We start from the raw sequence: 19,867 nt of genomic DNA, 5'->3' as shown, positions 1-19,867 counted from the left end.
CAAAGATGGGCATGTCGCTGCACTCCTTTGCCCATCCTACAAGCTGAATGCTCTCAACCGGATGGCACTAAGTTAATCGGAACCTCCCTGTAGGAGCCTGCTGTGACCGCCATGGATGGCGGAATGCCGCCCAGCGGAAATGCAGATTTTGCAGGAGCAAAAATCTGTCAGGCGAATAGCGTCGCGACAAGGCACAGCAATATTCGCCTGCAAGCAGTCTCCCACAACGCAACATTCCAAATGTAGGGTGGATAAGCGAAGCGCATCCACCATTCCGGCTACACCTCGTATAGAGCCCACACGGAAGAATTAAAAATGAAAAACCAAACAAAAGAAAATTTCCTTCGTCGCCGGTGGTTCACCGTCGCCGCGGCACTTTTAATATCACTACTCGGCAACACCACCCAGGCAGTAGAACCCCTAACCGTAAACGGCAACCGCATACTCGCCGGCGGCCAGGCACGCAGCCTCGCCGGCCCCAGCTTCTTCTGGAGCAACACAGAATGGGGCGGCGAGCGGTTCTACAACGCCGGCGCGGTGAGTTGGGTGAAGAGCGACTGGAACGCCACCCTGGTGCGCGCCGCCATGGGGGTGGATGCCGAAGGCGGTTACCTGGAGGACCCAAACGGCAACAAAAGCCGCGTTATCGCCCTGGTGGATGCCGCCATCGCCAACGATATGTACGTAATTATCGACTGGCACTCCCACCACGCCGAAGACTACACCGCCCAGGCGGTGGCCTTTTTCGAGGAAATGGCCCAGACCTACGGCCACCACGACAACGTAATCTACGAGATCTACAACGAACCTTTGCAGGTCTCCTGGAGCGGCGTGATCAAGCCCTACGCGGAAACCGTGATCTCCGCCATTCGCGCCATCGACCCGGACAACCTGATCATCGTCGGCACACCCACCTGGTCCCAGGATGTGGACGCGGTCTCCTGGGACCCGATCCAGGGCTACGCCAATATCGCCTACACGCTGCACTTCTACGCCGGCACCCACAAGCAATACCTGCGGGACAAAGCGCAGACCGCATTGAACAACGGCATCGCGCTTTTCGTTACCGAGTGGGGCGCTGTCAATGCCGACGGTGACGGCGCGGTGGACTATGGCGAGACCCAGACCTGGATGAATTTTCTCGAGGACAATAACCTCAGCCACGCCAACTGGGCCCTGAACGATAAAGAGGAGGGCGCCTCCGCACTCGTACCCGGCGCCAGCGTCACCGGCGGCTGGGGCCAGGACCAGCTCACCGCATCCGGCCAACTCGTGCGGGACATCGTCCGCAACTGGGACGGCGGCGGCTCTGCCTGCGGCGGCAACTGCCCACCGGTAGCCGACAGCCAGAACCTCTCCACCGCCTACCAAACACAATTGCCGATCACCCTGAGCGGCAGTGACAGCGACGGCAGTATCACCGGCTACACCGTGCAGAACGGTCCCGCCAATGGCAACCTCAGCGGCAACGGCGCCAACCGCCTCTACACACCCAACAGCGGATTTTCCGGCAACGACAGCTTCACCTTCACCGCAACCGACAACGCCGGTGCTGCCTCCGAACCGGCCACAGTTTCCATCACCGTGGGAACACCGTCCGGAAACGGCGGCGTGACCTGCGAATCGGGCACTGCGGATGTATGGAGCAGCGGCTTCGTGCTTAGCAATGTCACCGTCACCAACGGCGGCAACTCCACCACCAGCGGCTGGCAGGTAACCCTGCAATTCCCCGAAGCCGTAGAGCTGACCAACGGCTGGAACGGCAACTTCAAACTGTCCGCGGATGGCAGGACTCTGACCGTTACCAATATCGGTTGGAACGGAAACCTGCAACCGGGGCAGTCCGCCAGCTTTGGATTCCAGGGTAATCATGACGGCAGCTTTCAGATGCCAGTGTGTGGTGCAAACTGACTTTAAAAACGCGGGCTGGGACCAACTTGCGAGCCAGACCCGGCACAGTTGCGTTGGACCACTTTTGTAGGAGCCTGCTTGCAGGCGAATGACCACGGAACTCCGTTTCTGTTCGTCTGCAAGCAAGTCCCTGCAGAGGTTAGGGCGAGTTAGCTCAACAGCATTGCAGTTGCACCAGCGAAGCCCAAGCCGGACAGCCAAGGCATGGATGCCGAAGCGAGCACACGCAAAGCGCGTGGCCTGAGGGCATGGCGCAGGAGCGCCATCCAATCCGGAAACTCTCCATTTATCCGGGCTTCAGATTCGCCTAAATGCCGAAATGCACTTATTCAGAACCTCCCCCTAATCCCATCTAATTTGATGTACCGTTGTACCAATTGATAAGTGAATCGTTGCTTGAGATACCCTGATGGTTGTCGGGCACTATGGCCAGTGGCCGCGAAAATTGAGCGCGGAGCCCGATATTTTCAAAATAGATGATGGTATATCAAAAAGCCTAATAAAATCATAAGGTTACAAGGTCTAAAGGAGTGGGGGGTATGAGGCTTAGCGATTACTTTTGTAGATGGAATCAAGCACGTTGAATTGCCTGTAAGCTTGATGTTTTCTGGTTTTCGGTGCATTCTTGGCCAGTTTTTACCAATTGAGATATGGGGTGGGGGATATTGATCGATGCCACAATTAAAAACCTATAAATTATTTATTAGCCACTCTTGGGCTTACGGGAACGCTTACGAGAAGTTGGTTAAATTTTTTAATGAACACCCTAATTTCACCTGGATAGATTATTCAGTTCCTAAGAATGATCCCATTCATAATGCGCCAAATGATAAGGCCCTATATGAAGCAATAAAAAGGCAGATGCCGTTTGTGAATTGCATTGTCATGATGGCAGGTGTGTATAGCACATATTCTAAGTGGATCAATAAAGAAATAGAAATTGCAAAGAAAGTTTATTCAAAGCCCTTAGTTGCGGTGGAACCCTGGGGTTCAGAGAAAACCTCAAAGATAGTTAAAGATAATGCAGACGCAATTGTTAGATGGAGCAGCGCGTCAATTGTGAACGCAATAAGGAATCACTCAATTTAGGCGCCTTATGAGAAAAGCACTTATTGTGGGTATCGATTACTATGAAAATATTAATCGTTTGCACGGATGTGTGAATGACGCATACGCGGTAAAAAATGTTTTAGAGCGACACGGCGATGGTTCGCCGAATTTTGGGGTAAATACTGTTGTTTCGTCAGACGCGTCATCACCTGTGGATAGACGAAAACTGAAGGACCTAGTGAGCGAGCTTTTTAAAGATGATGCTGATATTGCTCTCTTTTATTTCTCGGGCCATGGATATATCGAATCAACAGGAGGGTATCTCATTACATCTGAGTGCTCTGATGGTGATGATGGATTTTCTATGGATGAGCTATTAACAATAGCAAATGCTTCAAAAGCAAAAAATAAAGTGGTGATACTTGACTGCTGTCATTCAGGTGCTGCTGGTAACCCGTCCCTTGCGCCGGATAAGTCGTATTTGAGCGAAGGTGTCACTATTCTTACCGCATCTGCTAAAGAGCAATATTCGATAGAAAATGGCGGCTCAGGTGTCTTTACATCACTATTTGTAGATGCTCTAAATGGAAGTGCTTCGAATCTAGTCGGTGACATTACGCCCGGTAGTGTTTATGCTCATATCGATCAATCACTAGGTCCTTGGGAGCAGCGTCCAATTTTCAAAACAAATGTAAAGCGCTTCATTTCTCTGAGAGAGGTTCGACCTCCTATTGATTTAGAAGATTTGCGCAAGATAAAAGAAGTATTCCCCGATACCACGCACATATTTCCTCTAAATCCAAGCTTTGAGCCGACCTCTGATGAACCAAATGATAAAAATACCGATATTTTCGCATTGTTACAAAAATATAATCGCATCAATTTGGTTAAACCTGTTGATGAGGAGCATATGTATTTCGCTGCAATGAATTCCGCCGGTTGTAAATTAACTGTGCTTGGCGCTCATTATTGGAATTTGGTGAGCAAGGATAGGATCTAACAGGTGCTGCAAGGGGAAAAGCGGAATGGTACAAGCACAATACTGGAAAGAAATATACCAGCTTAAGACCCATATTGGCTTTATTGAGTTTCAACTTGAGAAAGCTGAAAGTGTTGATCGGGCATTAAAGATAGTTTTAGCAATTGCTTCAAGCTCTAGCATTGGCGCATGGGTAATTTGGAATCATTTGTCGTGGGTATGGGCCGGAATAATTGCCTTTTCTCAGGTGGTTTCAGCGGTCAATCCATACCTACCTTACAAAAGCAGAATTAAGGCTTATTCATCTCTTCTTCATGAGTTAGAAGAATTAATGATCCAGGCTGAATTCAAATGGCATGCTATTGCGGAGGGAAAACTTACGGCAACAGAAATAAATAAGGCTAGGTTTGAAATTCGATCCGCGAAACAAAAATCACTGAAAAAACATATTCAGACTACGATTTCCACAAACAATTCAATGCACGCGAAGGCAGAAGCATCTGCTACCGAATATTTAAGTAATTTCTACCCGGCATAGGAGGCGATATGTCAAAAGATAAAAAACCATCAAGCGAAACCCCGCGCCCGCAGCCACTAGCTGAAGAGAGAGGTCTTCAGCCTGCAAAAAATCCGCCTCAAATGCCGCAGGTTAAGCCACCTAAGTCAGAAAAGGGCAGCAGCTAACAAGCAAGGCGCTGTTGTCGCCGCTATCTCAGCTGGGACGGCTTACCGCTCCAGCCGCTCCAAAGCTTGATGTTGGGCGCGAGTTGAGAAATCCAGATATGGCCTTAGCGGATCATCTCTTAGGAGAACATGGCCGGATCTGCGAAGCGTTTTGTTGATACTGTTGATGGTCCCTTTGTGCCGGACTATGGGGAGTTCATTTTTGTCAATCGTTAAAAAGGCTTTCTGCAAGTCGCAAGTCTTGGTAATCTGATATGCCTAGTACTCGAAAGATCATTCGCGCATTTATAGCCTCACCTGGCGACCTTCAGGAAGAGCGAAAAGCTATTCGGCATGTAGTTGACGAATTTAATGAGTCTTGGGCGAACGAACTTGGATATCAAGTCGAGCTTATGGGTTGGGAGGAAACCGTCGCTGGATTCGGTCGGCCGCAGCATCTCATTAACCAAGATCTCGATCGGTGTGATTTATTTCTTGGAATGATTTGGAAGAGGTGGGGTACTCCGCCAGATCACGATGGAGAATTCTCCTCTGGGTTCGAAGAGGAATTCAAACGGTCGATATCAAGATGCGAGGAGACCGGAATTCCTGAGATTTCGCTATTTTTCAAGGAAATTCCGAAGGAGTTCATGGTGGACCCAGGAGACGACCTGAAGAAAGTTCTTGAATTTCGCGAGAAAATCATTGCCAGCAAGAAAATCCTGTTTCAGAACTTCTCGATGACGCGGGATATAGAAGCGCTAGCGAGGAAATGCGTCACTGCTTATGTAAATCGTGTTAGGGCCGCAGATGAATTATCCGAGCCCGATGAGCTGCGAGCAAAACGTGCTCGAACCAGTTCTAGGGAGGAAGGTGGGAATGAATCGTCTCCGTTGTCTGCTGAAGGCTTTGAATTTCTCGAGAATCTCGTCGGAAGGATCAGGCAGCCGGACTCTTTAGACGCGCTGAGCGCGAGTGATATTGCACGGTTTAGATTGCTGGCGAACTCAATATCGAAGCCAGGTAACGAGGAGATGAATCTAGGTGTCCATGACACCAACATCCTCTCTGCGGCACGTCTCGAAGGCATGGAGCTGGGTAAGAGAGAGAAATACTATCTAGCTCGTTTGGGTTTTCAGCATCTCGCTTACGAGAACGTACCCCTGTGGTGTTGGTATTCGGCTCTAGCGGATTCACAGGTCGATCCCGCTATTCTTTCCTCTTTCCTCGGAGTTGACGAGAACGAGAAGGTTGGAGCGATTTCCGTGTTGACCGCACTGGCTCTCGATCTCCCTACGGATGATGACGGGATCAAACGAGACAGGCTCATCAATGCTTGGTTCTCAGATAACTCGTCGACCAAAGTCCGGGTGGCGGCTCTCGGATATCTCGCCAAATGCGGCACTACGGGGGACCTGGAGATCGCCAAGAAGGAATACGATCGGAGCGACTACGGGACATCTCGCAGCGCACTTGAGTGCATGGTCGAGATTCTGCTTCGAACTGGTCAGCCGAAAGCGGCCCAAGAGCTGGTCCTAGAGTCACAGTTCGAGACGCTCAACACTGATCTGCTGAGATCTGTGCTATCCGGGTTCGAAGGCTTGGAAACCTCCGTGCTGCTTCTTGGTCTTGAACATCGCAATTCCCAGGTTCGGCTGTGCGCAATGAAGTCGCTGCACAGTCGGGGAGCGCTGGATATCGGTATGGCTGGACGGCTAACTGGGGATAGCAATGCTCCAGTGCGTAGTGAGGCTGTCAGGGTGCTATTGAAACTTGGAAAACCGCTTGCTGAGGAGGAGGTCAAGAAGATCCTTGTCCCACCACAGAAGCAATCTAGACCTGGCCTTCTGGGTTTGGCCAGTACGGCGGACTCAGATGAGACTGGAGAGGAACTCTTTCAACAGTATCGGCTGGATGTGTTAAAGGGTCTTCCTGAGCCGGAGCTAGAGAAGAAGGTTGGGGCGAGCTTCATGCACGACGATGCCGCGTATTTCGCACTTGTGGAGAGATACTTCAGAAGTCATGTCGATGAGCTGCGCCGCAACATTGACGACAGGTTTAGTACGTACTTCGAGGAGCGGATTCGACGAATAGAAGCTAAATTCGGTGATAGCTACGACACTCGAGATCTTGTAAAGAAGACAAGAGAACTGGAAGGATTTATGAGAAGAGATCTCACGAGGCGAGGGTTGAATGTGCTGTGTGTGGCGAAAAAACCCGAGGATTTGCAGAGAGTAAGGGCCAACCTCCGTGACGGCTTCGCAGGGGCATCGAAGCATGAGGCTGAGTATCTAGGAAGGTACGGAGAGTGGATTGATATACCTATGCTTGTGAACGCCGAGGGACCAAAGTTCGGTGTGGCACCGCTAACGATATCTCGTGATGAGGAGTTTAAGGTCGAAGTTGCGAGGGCCATAACTTCAATCGGTAAGAGACACTCAGTCTCAGATCTTCTTTCTATAGGTATGCCATCGGCTATTCTGAAGAAAACAATTGAACTATGCGCGGAATCAAGATTCGCAAAAATATCGCGGGATGCCTTGCTAGCCCTCTTCAATCACGAGTCAGATGAGGTGCGTAAAGCTGCGGCTGTCTTGACTGTCCGGGCACTCTCGGCGAAGCGGATCAAGTCGATTCTTCGCGAATATGTCCTCAGCGATAACTATCGCTACTACAACGTCATTCATTGGCTGGACCTAGGGGCATCAATGCATCGGGATGACGCCAGAAAGGTGGCGCGGACAGCCGGCAGCTAGCAAAGCTCCCCACAGATTAGTCCAACAGCCTTGATTGATTGATTCTGATGTTTGTGCGTAACAAGGCGCTTGTTCGGATGCAAACTACGCTGTGCAGCGTGGGTTGTGAATGCCGTTACGAGAGTAAAAATTTCGTACAACTAGCAATACAAGGTAAGTAAATGGCAATTTTGGAAGGTAAAAAGATATTGGTAGCAGGAATAGCTAGTGAGAGATCTATCGCCACTGGGATAGCTGATGCCCTATATAGAGAAGGTGCTGAACTAGCTTTTACCTACCTTAATGATAAATTGAAGAGCCGCGTAGAAGCGGTTGCGGGACGGTGTGAGTCAAATCTGCTGTATCCATGCGATGTGTCTTCAGATGAGCAAATTGAAGACCTATTCAAGAATCTTTCGCAGAATTGGCCTAAGTTCGACGGGTTTATTCATGCAATTGCTTTCGCTCCGGCAGAGCAACTTGACGGTGACTATTTGGACTGCGTCACAAGGGAGGGCTTCAAAGTAGCCCATGACATAAGTTCCTATAGCTTCGCAGCGATGGCTAAGGCAGCTCGCCCATATTTGAATGATGAATCCTCTTTGATCACCCTAAGCTATCTGGGCGCAGAGAGATCCATGCCCAACTATAACGTGATGGGGCTTGCCAAGGCTTCATTGGAAGCCAATGTCCGCTTTATGGCAGCTAGCTTGGGTAAAAGTAGTATTCGGGTGAACGCTATATCCGCAGGTCCAATCAGAACGCTCGCGGCAGCAGGAATCTCAAACTTCCGGAAAATGCTCACTCAGTTTGAAAAGTCAGCGCCATTGGGGCGCTGCGTTACTATTGAAGAAGTCGGAAATAGCGCTGCATTCTTAGCAAGCAATTTTGCTTCGGCGGTAACAGGTCAAGTACTACATGTAGATAACGGTTTTAGCACTACCACGTTGCCAAGTACGGACACTTAGAGAGTAACCAGTTTACTCGTTAACTTTCATTGAACAAAGGAGATGGTCATGTTTCCAAAAGAGTTTTTTATACTTCCGGAAGAGCTTTTTCGGCTGGGTAATTCGAGCAGTTCTAAATTGTCAAATGTTCGTTCAAGGGATGTGGATACGATAGAGATAAACGGCATAACGGTGATAAGGGCCAATGGGAAAGGTATTAGTGTGTTTGATACGGATGGTATTAATGAGTCGCCAATGACTGGTTGGGTGTGGCGGTTTCCTCCTAATACGCAACCGCCATTTGGTCTCAAACTGGTCCAGGATAAGCCGCATCATTTTTGCATAGCTCCAACTCAGAATATGCCCATAGACAAATACAAGGGCTTGTTGGAAGAAATGGCTCTCAAAGCTACTCGCGTATTTAAGAAAGAAGGTAAAGTGGTATGAGTAATTTTCATTTAGAGTTGGCACAATCTGAATTAAAGATTGTTCTCGAAGCCCTGACTGAAATGGAGGCCCGTAAGAGTGCTATTTGTGAGACTTCCGATAATGAAGATGAAATTGCGGATATTGGAAACGAATTGATCGAGCTGCGCTTGCTATTAAAGCCTCTCAGAGAAAGAGCTATAAATGAGTACGGTAACAATATAGTAAATTTTTCTCGCGAATTACTGTGAGAAATTAATAAGAGTCGTAAATTCGCGCGGCAATTCTTGCAATACGACAGGAGGGCCCCCTCCCGCTGGCGGTTCTCCGTATTTAGTCATGGGATGCGCTTTAACCATCTCTCATTGTAAGTAAGTGCCTCGGTGAGACAGCTTGAGGCAGTCACTGTGCCAAAATGCTGATCTAGTTTATTTGCCGTAGGATAGCCATGAAATTTTTGGATGAATGAGATCATATCAACTTTATGGCGTTGCGAGCACTATTTTTTGCGCAAAATATAACCAGAAAGTGGGCTGGAGTTTTTCTACAGCCTCGTTAGGTAAAGAGAATGTTCCAGAGACTTAAAGTAAATAGAGAGCTGGAAGATGAAGCTCTGAATACTATATTTTTCGAAGACGGAGAGTATGAGGGGCGCTCTGTAAGAGTAAGCAAAACAAACTATCTTGCTTTTCTCTCTATGCGAGGCAATAAAGTTTCAGAAGAAATAGACAAGTTGATCGCTCTGCTAGATGGATTCCCGAGAGAACAGATTGAATTAGATTTAATCCACCTTTTTCACGCAGTAAACTGGCGGTTTCATAATATTGCGTGTGCTTTTGTAGCTCTGGGATTTCATAGTCAAAAGGTTGTAGCGGCGCTTTGGGAAAGAATTGAAGCAGGTAGCTGGGTTTCTCCACAATTGGTTGCTACCGCTTATTTTATCGATGAAAATTTTGAAGATCGAGCGATTGAATTGTTCAATTCAGAAGCAACATACTACAAATCTATCGTTTCTATAGCTGCAATACTGGACTCCCAGTGTGAGATTGAGACTGTTTCTGAGTGTTCAAGGGCAAATCTAGAAAAAGCGAAAGAGTTCGATACTGATGATTCCGGTAATATTTCCCTCAGGTGGCTAGGTTCACTTAGAGAGACAATTTCCTAATCAAACTTCAGGGAGTGGTGAACCTCTCCCGCGTATGAGGCAGGGATGCCGATTACGAGCGTACAGGGGTGTATATGCAGCGTGTCCCGGGAGAGCGAGATCCTTTTCTTCCGAACCGGTAGTCAATTAGAAGCTGAAATGTACAGGTAATAGTTGAGGATTCCACTCTAGCACCGGTGGACGACCGTGCTGTAGCTATGAAACAGCTTCTAAGTTAAATTTCGCTGCTCTCTTGTAGTAAACCGAGCGGCTTCATTTTGCCCCGCATCGCCGCGATTAAAGCGCGCGGTGCTTGGCGGCATGACTAATCAAGGAGAGTTTTTGATGCGCCGTATTGTCTGCCTGTCACTGGCGTTCCTGTTCATATCCGTGCCCGGCCTTTCGGCCGATTTCATAACCGTCGACCCGTCCAAATTGGCAATAGAGCCAATCGGCTGTACGGGGAAGGGCATAGCGCCCTGCAATGCCGATCCAGGGGTGGGCTCCAGCAGTATTCCGGCTGACCCTCCTTCCAACAGCGGGCAGTGGACCGAGCCGGATTTTGCCGGCCGTACACTATTGCTGTTCGACGACGACGGGGTGTCCCTGTCGCTGATTCATCCGAACCGGAATTCCAGGCTGGCCGACGCTCCCGGTTTGGCGCAGTTTCTGCAAAACACCGGACTCGACCTCTCCGGCGCGCCGACCGACTGGAAACTGTCGCTGGCACACGACACGGGGCAGGGGCCGATAATTCTGCGGATACAGCGCATCTTTAACGGTTCACCGGTGATCGGCCAGCATTTCAATATCGTGATGAACCGCGCGGGCGGCGTTACGGCGGTGACCGGCGGCTTCGATCATATGGCGGAGATCCCGGAGTCGGAAGATGCGGGGCTGCAGTTGGCGAAATCCGCCTACGTCAAATCACCGGAGGATGTGATCCCGGCGCTGATTGCCGACGTAACCGGCGGGCGCCAGCAGCCGCAGGGAGAAACGGATAGCGCACAACAGTGGCGCGCACCGGCAATGATTAAGAACTCACCTTCACGCCCCATCGAAACGCGCAGCGTGATCTGGTCCGACAAGGGCCGGCTGGTAGACGCCTACCGTATCGACATACCACCGATGGTCGATGTCGACGGACGGCCCGTTGCCGCCACCTATTACGTCGATACCGACGGCGCGATCCTGGGGAAGATTAATAACATTCACCACTATGAACCCTTCCATTATCGCATTTACGGCGATGCGAACGGCTATCCATACGACGATCCCTATGGCCGTATCCTTCCCCACCCGAGCGGCATGCCCACCGGTTACAAGCCGACGACGCCGGCACTTCAATCGCTGGTGGAAGTCTCGGAGTTGTCGAACCGGCACAACGACCCCTGGCTGCCGGATGGCGCGACCGAGACGGTGGGCAACAATGTGGATGCCTTCTTCAATTCGCTGATTACGCCGGAAGGTACGCTAGGCGATTACGATTCGCCACAGGACGGTCCCGACTACCGGCCCCAGGACGGCGATTTCCGCGCGAAGGTGACTGCGCCCGGCGTATTCGACTACGTCTATAACGTAGCGCATGCGCCGGACGACTATTTCCAGGATCCGCTCGATCCCGATCCCGCGCCGGTTGATCCCGTCCCGACGGACAGCCCGCAGCTCAATGCCAAGATCGTGCACGCCTTTTACGTCAACAACTGGTTGCACGACCTGTTTTACGACGTCGGCTTTGACGAGGCTGCCGGCAATGCCCAGGCGGATAATTTCGGCCGCGGCGGACTGGATGGAGATCCGATGCTGGTGCACGCCGGATATTACAGCACTTTCATTTACACGCCGGAGGACGGCATTTCGCCGAACATGCGGCTCGGTCTTAACCGCTACAGCACCTCGCGCCGCGGTGCATCTTTCGATCTGGCCGTCATCGGTCACGAATGGACGCATTACATGGTACGCCGCCTGGTCGCTGCCGGCATCTATATGGGCAACATTCAGGGTGCCGGCCTGAATGAAGGCTGGTCGGATTTCATCGGTCACTTCCTGACCGTTGAAGCGTCGGACGGACTGCCCGCCGGCGCCAAAGCCTGGGACGGCACCTACGCGGTCGGTGTCTATTACAACCGGGATTACGAGCTCGACTATTATGACGGCGTCGGCGCGCCCGAGGACAGCTACTATTACGGCATCCGGCGGTATCCACTGTCCGTCGACATGACCCGCAATCCGCTGACTTTCCGTCACATCGAGCACGGCGTAGCCCTGCCGGCCGGGCTGCCTTTCTTCGACTGGAAGGGACGTTCGCTGTTTAATGCCGAGTATCACAGCGCTGGCGAAGTCTGGGCCGTCACTCTTTGGGAGGCCTATCACGATTTGCTGGAGCAGCGCAGCGACTTGCCCTTCGCCGAAAAACGCCGCCGCATGGCCGAGTACCTGGTGGCCGGCATGAAAGCCACCCCCGAAAACCCGACCTTCCTGGAGGCGCGGGACGCATTACTGGCCGTGGTGCGGGCTTCGGACTTGAGTGATTACAGGATTGTGCAGCGGGCGTTCGCCCGTCGCGGCATGGGCGCCGGCGCACGGGCACCTGCGCGCGACGCGTCCGACAACGCCGGCGTGCAGGAAAGCTTTCACCAGGGCGAAGCCGCCCTAACCGTCACGAACATCCAGGTTACCGACCGGGGGTATGGCAGGGACGGCGACGGCATCTGGGATAACGGCGAACTGCCGCTGGTGAAAATGACAGCGCGAAATACCGGGTTCCGGAAAGTGGAGGATGCAAAATTTTACGTGCAGCTCGAATTCGACGAGGGCCACTTCCTCACCCAGGGGCCGTTCGACTTCCCCGCCATACAACCGGGCCAGCGCGCACACTTCGCGCTGCCGATTGCCGGCACCATAGACAAGGCGGGTGTCCATGAAGCGCGTCAGATACGCATCATGATCAGCCACTATTCAGGGCCGACCTATCCGCAACACATCTTCAGGGACCGGACATTTGTCAACTACGACATTAAGCGTAACAGCAGGTCCGATAGGCTCAATTTCGAGGAAACCTTCGCCGCCTGGGAGACGGCACGCGAACTTGGGGAATACGGATCGCTGTTGGCCGATGTGAAATGGGAACGCGGCGAACTCGACGGGACCCCGGTGTACCGGGCCATGAGCCGCAATGCCGGCTTCCGGGGTTACCTCATCTCACCGCCGCTGAAAGTCAGCGCCAACCGGGATTTCGAAATCCTGCTCAAGCATGCCTGGGACTTCCGGGACCCCCGCTACGAAGTGCGGGGCAACGGTTTCGTGGAGATCAGTACCGACGGCGGCGAATCCTGGTACATTCTCGATGTCGCCAATATGGAATTTACCGAGGTATCGCCGGAATATCCCGCGATGACAAGAACCAATCTGAATCTGGGTCTGGCGTATGCCGGTCAGACCGTGCTGATCCGCTTCCAGGCGAATCTTTATTACATGGCCACGCCGCATGACGCGATTGAAACCGGCTGGGCCATCGGCGGCATCGAATTCCGGGGCATCGACAACCGGCCGCTGCTGGCAGTGGTGCCTCACCCGAATGACGGTTACAGCCCCTGGTGGTAACCCGATGCAGACAGCGATTGCCGCCATTTTCGCGCCATTGACCCGGACAAGCCACTTTTGTAGGAGCCTGCTTGCAGGCGAACGACTGCGGAGCTCCGTTCCTGTTCGCCTGCAAGCAGGCTCCTACAGAAGGGTGCCAAGTCTTAACTCAACAGCGTCGTAGCTAGAACAGCGACAGCTGAGGCATGGTGCGGGAGCGCCATCCAATCCAGAAACCCTTCCTCTGTCCGGACTTCAGATTCATCGAAATGCAAGAAAGCCTCCCAGAGGCTTTCTGAGAGGCCGTTATGCCCCATGCTAATTGGGTACGGTGACCTCGACTCGAATTTGAACTGATTAACACCTTCACCCCTCCTGCCAAGATCCATAGTCCAAAAACTTGACAAGTGACTGAAAGACAATCACGATGATAAAATATTCGTTCAGAATAATCTATGCGGTATAAAATATTCCTAAAAAAGGATACACCGTCATGTCAACGCATTCCTCAGACGAGCCAACGCTTCTCACTCGCCGTCAGATTCTGTCGCGCGCCCTTATGGTTACAGGTGCCGTCACGGTGCCATCAGTATTGATACCGTCCACAGCCTCAGCTCAAGCCACCGTCAATAGGTAAAGGGGATCTGGGAGGCCTCGTATCGCACTATTCCTGGCATCCTTGGCGAACCGCTTTCGAAATTTGTTGGGCGTGCATAAGACGCACTAACAAACGGCTGTTGTCGCCCCTTCGGGGCCGGGACGGCCTTTCCGCTGCTTCGCAGCTCCAAGTCCGCCCCAAAAAAAACCGGGCGTTACGCACACAGGTGAATAAATGAAAATTTCTATTCTATTGTTAATTTTCCTTAGCGTATTCGCAGGAGAATCTCATTCAAACGACACCTCGCAGGCGGTCAATGAGTTCTACACCGACCCCGGCTCCAACGCCTACAAGTGGGTGGGGCTGAACGGCGGCAGCGCCAACGCCGAGACCATCAAGACTTATATTGCCGAACAGGCCGGCGGCAAGTGGTACGGCACCCAGCACGACCAGCCGTGGGACGTGCAACCGGTTGGGGAGTACGTCTCCGACGCCGCGGCGGCCGGACAGATCCCGATCGTGGTGGCCTACAACATGTACCAGCGCGACTGCGGCGGCGAGTCCAACGGCGGTGCGAGTTCGAAGCAATCCTATAAGGCCTGGATCGACGACTTCGCCTCGGCTATCGGCGACCGCAAGGCCCTCGTCGTCCTCGAACCGGACGCCCTCACCCAATACCTGGTGTGCGGCAACATCGACAAGCCCGCCCGCCAGGAACTGCTGGCCTACGCGGTGAACTCCCTGGCCACCAAGGCGACCAACGCCCAGGTCTACCTTGACGCGGGCAACGCCGAATGGCCCGGCGATGCCTCCTCCATCGCCGCCGCCCTCCAGGAGGCCGGCGTGGATAAGATCGACGGCTTCGCCCTCAATGTCTCCAACCACTACGAGACCTACAAGTCCTACGACCGGGCCGGAACCATCAACTACTTCCTCGGCACCAGGGCCGGCTATGTGGTCGACACCAGCCGCAACGGCGCCGGCAAGACCGACACCAGCGAGAACAACTGGTGCAATCCCAGGGGCGCCAGGCTGGGCAAGCACTCCAGGTATACCCCCGAAGGCCCGGCCGACGCGGTGCTGTGGCTGAAGGTCCCCGGTGACTCCGACGGCAGCTGCAACTACGGCGAGGGCATCCCCGCTGGACAGTTCAGCGAGAAGCTGGCCATGGCCCTCATAACGGGCGAGTACGACGAATAGCTCCGGCTCTCACAGGATCCGAGCGGTTCACCCCCTAAATTGATCCAAGCGATGTAGGAGCGGCCGTTGGCCGCGATTGATGGTGGGCTACCGGCGAGATTGATCGCGGCCAACGGCCGCTCCCGGCCGGACCGCTCCTACATAGGGTGAGTAGTTAAATTGAGAAGGTTAAAGCTGATGAAACTTCTACCTATTTCCTTATTTTCTCTAGCGGTCATGCTGAGCCTTCCGGTGTTCGCCGGCGGTCCGACCGACGCGCCGGACACCACGGCCGCGGAATTCCAGCTCGGAGTCACACATGAGCGGCACAGCGCCGACTGGTGGGGCGACGAGGAGGCCGTGGCAGATGCCAAGCGGATCCTCAGCAGCGTCGGTCCGCTGCAGAACCAGCATCTGATGGGCTTCGGCGCCGTAAATCCGTGGCCGGAGCAGCACTCCGACGAGCGGGACTGGCAGAGCCTGGACGAGCGGATCGAACTCATTGAGGAAACCGGTGGCACCCCGGTGATCACACTGTGCTGCGCGCCCGGGTGGATGACGCCCGGTGGCGAGGACTGGCCGGACAAATACGAGGCTCCCCAACCGCAGTTCTACGGCGATTACGCGCAGTTGGCCGCCGAGGCTGCGCAGCGGTATCCGCAAGTTACGTACTTCCAGGTTTGGAATGAATTCAAGGGCTTTTGGAACAACGAGGCCAATCGGTGGGACTACGAGGGATACACCGAGCTGTACAACAAGGTGTACGCGGCGGTTAAGGAGGTGCGCCCGGACGCCGAGCTCGGCGGCCCGTACCTGTCGCTGAACACCTATACCTACTGTACGCACGACTGCTCGGACCTGGAGGGGTCCTGGGGAACGGTCGATCAGCGTGACCTGAACGCCATGGAGTACTGGCTGGCCAACGCGGTTGGCGGCGAGTTCTTCACCGTCGACACTTGGTCATCGACAAATGATGGATACCATCCGACACAAGTGGAGACCTACCAAAAGTTCCAGGCTATCACCCAATGGATTACCGATCGCACCGAGTTGCCGGTGTGGTGGTCGGAGTTCTACGCTCCGGAGAGGGCCGGCAGCGAGGCCAGTACGGTGGGCCTGCTGCGCGCCGCTATCGAGGGCATGCGCGATGGTGGAGCCGCGGTCGCACTGCTGTGGGGCCCGGAGTGCCAGTCTGAGCTGCCCTGTATCTGGACGGCCACCGATCAGGCCGGTGGCGGCCACCCCACCGAGTACCTGCCATTGGTCCAGGAGTTCTCCACCCACCAGTAACACGCCTGCTTGGCTACCCGCGCCCGGCCACCTCGTCGCCGGATACGAGTGCGATTTCGTCGAGACCCAGTTTTCTTCGAGATCGAGCCCCTCGACGACGGCGCCTACTCGATCGTCGCCCACGCCCCCCCCCCGGTGCCTAGGTGACGGTTGCCGCCCGTAACAAAGACTCGAATTTGAACTGATTAACACCTTCGACCTTCCTGCCAAAATCCGTAGTCCCAAAACTTGACAAGTGCCTGAAAGACAATCACGATAATAAAATATTCGTTAGATGTAGTTTGTTCGGCATAAAATATTCATAAGAAAGGATACACTGTCATGTCAAAGCATTCCTCAGACAAGCCAACGCTTCTCACTCGCCGTCAGATTCAGCTACGCGCCCTTACCCTTATGGTTACAGGGGCCGTCACGGTGCTATCAGTACTGATACCGCCAGCAGTTTCAGCTCAAACCACCGTCAATATGGAACGACTGGTTGTAGCCGCCATGGTCGATCCGCCAAAGTCCGGCACCGGAATCACACCCGGAGCCGGAGCGCACGTTGAGAGTGTGGAGCGGGCCTTGAGCGCTAAGGGGCTGCTGAGCTCGCGCTATGTTGACGGGCACTTCGGATCGTCAACGATCTCGGCCTACGCCCAATGGCAAAGAAATCTGGGTTATTCAGGCCTCGATGCTAACGGATTGCCCGGGCCAACCTCCTTGAGGCAGCTCGGCAGCGGCCGCTTTAACGTAACCCGCGTGATCAATACTGGATCTCGTTGGGAAAGCTACGGCGGCAAGCGCGTCAATACCCGCACCAAGCGTATGCTGGCTGCGGCCGATGCCAAGGTTTCCTGGAGTTTGGTTCTCACCCAAGGTTCCTATACCTCGTCAAATCCCGGTTCCGCCGGTACACACGATGGAGGCGGAGTAGTTGACATCAGTGTGAGTGGAATGTCTGCGACCCAGCGTTGGAAGACAGTCAAAGCTTTGCGCGACGTTGGATTCGCGGCTTGGCTACGCACACCAGCCCAGGGCTTCGCCTACCATATTCACGCGGTTGCGGTAGCGGACACGGACATGTCCAGGACGGCGCAAGCGCAGGTACATGACTACTACTTCGGCAGGAATGGATTACGCGGTCACGCTGGTGATAACACGCCGTCGAGTTATCGGAGCAGCTTCACCTGGTGGGAGCAGTCCCGACGTTAGGTCGATCGTACTGGTCGGCCATGCGATAAATAAGGTAACCAAAACACACAGCCACAGGCTCCAGGCGAAAAAGCGCAGGAGTAGCAGCGCTAATCCAGGCTTTTTCAACGCGACCTGCCTTTGGTGAAGCAATCGGTTACAGAATTTACGCATGGCCCATCACGCATCCTGTGGCAAGTACGCCAACGAATACGTCCAACCCTCCCAACCTTTGTTCAAGAGGAAATGTGTATGCGATTGCGTTCATGGAAAACGACGTTGACCATTGGAGCCATCCTGGCACTGGCTACCAGCGCGGCAGTGGGCTCGGGTGAGTCCGACGAGCAGGTGCTGCCCTTCGATCTGCCGTCGGCCGAGGTACTGCAGGCATCGGACCGCAAGGTCTTCGCCCACTACTTCACGCAGTTCCGCATCTCGATCGACAATCGGCCGGCGGAATCCGACTACTACACCCGCAACTACCTGAACCCGGAAGGCGAGGGCGGCATCCACGCCGCCTACGGCGGGTTTCTCCGGGACCGACCGTTACCGCGCGAGCCGCTGTCGGGTAACTGGGAGTTGACCGATAAAGTCACGGAGGTGACGCGGGCCCACGAGGCTGGGCTGGACGGTTTCACCCTGGACATGCTGAGCATCAACCGGTCCAGTTACCACTGGCGGGCGATGAACGATCTGCTCACCGCTGCGCCCATGGTGGACGACGGCTTCGACATCGTGCTCATGCCCGACATGAACGCGGGGACCATCCGGCGCACCGACGCCGCCGGACTGGCCGCAGCCGTCGCCGAGTTGGCCGCATACGACGCGGTATATCGGCTGGACGACGGCAGGCTGGTGGTGGCCCCGTTCAAAGCCTCCAACCGCAGTCCGCAGTGGTGGTCGGAGTTCATGTCCATTATGGCCGACGAGCACGGTGAGGAGGTCGCGTTCGTGCCGATGTTCCTCAATCTTCACGACGTCAAGCACGGCGGGTTGAGTAACCTCGATGCCTACAAGTCCATCAGCTACGGCATGTCGGAGGGCAGCCACGGCGCGCCCGCGGGCCAGGCGAGTATTCCGTCCGAGATCGCCAGGGTGCAGGATGCCGGATTGATCTTCATGCCGACCCTGGCTCCCCAGGATACGCGGCCCAACCAGGGCAACTATTACGAGGCCAACAACACCGAAAACTTCCGCGCAGGCTGGGAGGCGGCCATCTCCGGCGGCGCCGACTGGGTGCAGTTGATGACCTGGAACGACTACTCGGAAAATCACCAAGTCTCACCGTCGGTGGCCAGCGACGGCGTCTGGCTGGATCTCGCCTCCTACTATCTGACTTGGTTTAAGACCGGGCAGCCGCCCGAAATCCAGCGCGACACCCTCTATCTCACCCACCGCAAGCAGTTTGCCCACGCGCGGCCAACGTCGGGACCGCAGACGAAGTTCCAGACCGTCCGCCGCAACGGCGGCACGCCGCGCGACACCGTGGAGGTGCTGACCTTCCTGACCGACAACGCGGTCGTGGATGTGTCGATCGGCGGCAGCCCGTACGACTACCCGGCACCGGCCGGTGTGAACGCCGAACTGTTCGAACTCGATTACGGGTTCCACAGCGCGGTGGTGACGCGCGACGGTACCGAAACCGTGGCGGTGTCCTCGCCGTGGGAGGTCACAGACGACTTCGTCTCCCAAGACCTGTTGTACTGGGCCACTAAAGACAGCGATGCAAGCGGAGGCAACCCCTATACACCCGAAGAGGCTTGCGGCAGTGGTTACTCGGTAATCAACTCGCACGCTCTCACTGGTGGACGCATCTACCTTCTGCACAATTCGAGCAGCGGCTACAAATGTGTGGTGACGATGAAGGCGTCGAATGTGGGAACACCGTCGGCTATGTCGGCCTCCCTGCAAGTGCAGGGAGAGACTAAGGCAACCGATCCCGGCAATTTCAGTTACTACGCTGGACCAGTCGAGAAACACGCGCACGGTACCTGCGTCAAATGGGGCGGGTCAATCGGTAGTAGTTCCTGGGAGAGTCCCTACCAGCATTGTGAATGAGTTAGCAGTGTCGCCGGTCCGGGCGCGATTTTGGTTGCGATTGGACCAGCTGCTTCCGTGTTGAGGGGGTTCGTGAAACCGACAGCGGATCAGTTTTCCCGTTATTTCAACAATTGAACAGTCTTACTAATA

15 protein-coding genes are annotated in these 19,867 nt (G+C 54.1%); all 15 read left to right on the top strand.

Going from position 1 to position 19,867, the window contains the following annotated elements:
- The first annotated feature begins 315 nt into the window (after positions 1-315).
- The 15 genes from FHS09_RS12755 to FHS09_RS12685 all read left to right on the top strand — a co-directional run bounded on the left by FHS09_RS12755 (position 316) and on the right by FHS09_RS12685 (position 19,735).
- Positions 316-1,911 (top strand): cellulase family glycosylhydrolase, encoded by a 1,596-nt coding sequence (locus FHS09_RS12755; RefSeq protein ID WP_183460478.1) that lies wholly within the window; start codon positions 316-318, stop codon positions 1,909-1,911.
- A gap of 672 nt (positions 1,912-2,583) precedes the next feature.
- Positions 2,584-3,000 (top strand): TIR domain-containing protein, encoded by a 417-nt coding sequence (locus FHS09_RS12750; RefSeq protein WP_183460476.1) that lies wholly within the window; start codon positions 2,584-2,586, stop codon positions 2,998-3,000.
- A gap of 7 nt (positions 3,001-3,007) precedes the next feature.
- Positions 3,008-3,961: a caspase family protein gene (locus FHS09_RS12745; RefSeq protein WP_183460474.1), complete on the top strand. Its 954-nt coding sequence runs from the start codon at positions 3,008-3,010 to the stop codon at positions 3,959-3,961.
- Positions 3,962-3,986: 25 nt separating this feature from the next.
- On the top strand, positions 3,987-4,478 hold the full coding sequence (locus FHS09_RS12740) for a hypothetical protein (protein WP_183460473.1): 492 nt from the start codon (positions 3,987-3,989) through the stop codon (positions 4,476-4,478).
- Between the two features lie 8 nt (positions 4,479-4,486).
- Positions 4,487-4,624, top strand: a complete 138-nt coding sequence (locus FHS09_RS12735) for a hypothetical protein (protein ID WP_183460471.1) — start codon at positions 4,487-4,489, stop codon at positions 4,622-4,624.
- Between the two features lie 254 nt (positions 4,625-4,878).
- Positions 4,879-7,359 (top strand): DUF4062 domain-containing protein, encoded by a 2,481-nt coding sequence (locus FHS09_RS12730; RefSeq protein WP_183460469.1) that lies wholly within the window; start codon positions 4,879-4,881, stop codon positions 7,357-7,359.
- 161 nt (positions 7,360-7,520) lie between these two features.
- On the top strand, positions 7,521-8,306 hold the full coding sequence (locus tag FHS09_RS12725) for an enoyl-ACP reductase FabI (protein ID WP_183460467.1): 786 nt from the start codon (positions 7,521-7,523) through the stop codon (positions 8,304-8,306).
- A gap of 48 nt (positions 8,307-8,354) precedes the next feature.
- Entirely contained in the window at positions 8,355-8,732 is a 378-nt protein-coding gene (locus FHS09_RS12720; protein ID WP_183460466.1) for a Tse2 family ADP-ribosyltransferase toxin, read from the top strand.
- Positions 8,729-8,962 (top strand): hypothetical protein, encoded by a 234-nt coding sequence (locus FHS09_RS12715; protein ID WP_183460464.1) that lies wholly within the window; start codon positions 8,729-8,731, stop codon positions 8,960-8,962. Before FHS09_RS12720 ends, FHS09_RS12715 begins: the two co-directional genes overlap by 4 nt.
- Before the next feature lie 317 nt (positions 8,963-9,279).
- Positions 9,280-9,876, top strand: a complete 597-nt coding sequence (locus FHS09_RS12710; protein ID WP_183460463.1) for a hypothetical protein — start codon at positions 9,280-9,282, stop codon at positions 9,874-9,876.
- Positions 9,877-10,200: 324 nt separating this feature from the next.
- A complete protein-coding gene (locus FHS09_RS12705) occupies positions 10,201-13,458 on the top strand; it encodes a M36 family metallopeptidase (RefSeq protein WP_183460461.1) in 3,258 nt (1,085 codons plus the stop codon).
- 811 nt (positions 13,459-14,269) lie between these two features.
- Positions 14,270-15,235: a glycoside hydrolase family 6 protein gene (locus FHS09_RS12700; protein WP_183460459.1), complete on the top strand. Its 966-nt coding sequence runs from the start codon at positions 14,270-14,272 to the stop codon at positions 15,233-15,235.
- 177 nt (positions 15,236-15,412) lie between these two features.
- Positions 15,413-16,504, top strand: a complete 1,092-nt coding sequence (locus FHS09_RS12695; RefSeq protein ID WP_183460457.1) for a glycoside hydrolase family protein — start codon at positions 15,413-15,415, stop codon at positions 16,502-16,504.
- A gap of 321 nt (positions 16,505-16,825) precedes the next feature.
- Positions 16,826-17,698 carry a peptidoglycan-binding protein gene (locus FHS09_RS12690; protein WP_183460455.1) on the top strand — a complete coding sequence of 291 codons (873 nt, stop codon included), beginning with the start codon at positions 16,826-16,828 and terminating at the stop codon, positions 17,696-17,698.
- Between the two features lie 231 nt (positions 17,699-17,929).
- Positions 17,930-19,735, top strand: coding sequence for an endo-1,3-alpha-glucanase family glycosylhydrolase (locus tag FHS09_RS12685; protein ID WP_183460453.1), 1,806 nt, complete (start codon positions 17,930-17,932; stop codon positions 19,733-19,735).
- Positions 19,736-19,867 lie beyond the last annotated feature (132 nt).

The organism is Microbulbifer rhizosphaerae, from assembly GCF_014191725.1.
In the GTDB taxonomy this organism is placed as follows: Bacteria; Pseudomonadota; Gammaproteobacteria; order Pseudomonadales; family Cellvibrionaceae; genus Microbulbifer; species Microbulbifer rhizosphaerae.
This window is presented reverse-complemented; position numbering and strand designations above follow the sequence as displayed.